This window comes from Bradyrhizobium sp. NBAIM08 (genome assembly GCF_020193935.1).
Lineage (GTDB): Bacteria > Pseudomonadota > Alphaproteobacteria > Rhizobiales > Xanthobacteraceae > Bradyrhizobium > Bradyrhizobium yuanmingense.
The window spans coordinates 1-430 of the sequence record NZ_JADYVR010000560.1 but is presented as its reverse complement, the minus strand read 5'-3'; the positions used below and the strand labels follow the sequence as shown (position 1 = coordinate 430).

At 60.9% G+C, this 430-nt stretch carries 1 protein-coding gene; it reads right to left on the bottom strand.

What is annotated here, in order from left to right; genetic code table 11:
* Positions 1 to 191: hypothetical protein (locus I6F37_RS40945; protein WP_225154512.1), on the bottom strand; the 191-nt coding region annotated here is incomplete at its 3' end.
* Positions 192 to 430: the final 239 nt, after the last annotated feature.

Below are 430 nucleotides of genomic sequence, written 5' to 3'. Positions count from 1 at the left end.
TCCTTGATGCTCCACTTGCCCGGCGTGTAGCGATGGTCCCAATGGTCAACAGGAATGAGCGACATCGTGGACACGGCGCGCGCCGATGCGTCGCGCAATGCATGGAGCAGATCATGTCCTTCAGCAAGGGCCACATAGCCATGGTAAAAGGAAGGAACCTCAGCCAGTTCCGGTCGATCCAACGCGTTCATGCCGGTAAGATAACGCGGCGATCAGGGCGCTTCTCCGGCCCTCTCCACCTCGAAGAACGACGAAAGGGGCACTTCGGCCATCTCTTTGATCACCTTGTACCCAACCTCGTGGGTTCTTCCACCACTCGCCCGGTGGCGCCACTGGGTCGAACAGGGCGATCACACCCACGTCCACTTCCTCGCCGCACGCCTTCTGGTACAGCTTGCGTGAGCGGCGCGCATGCACACCGAGGGAGAGG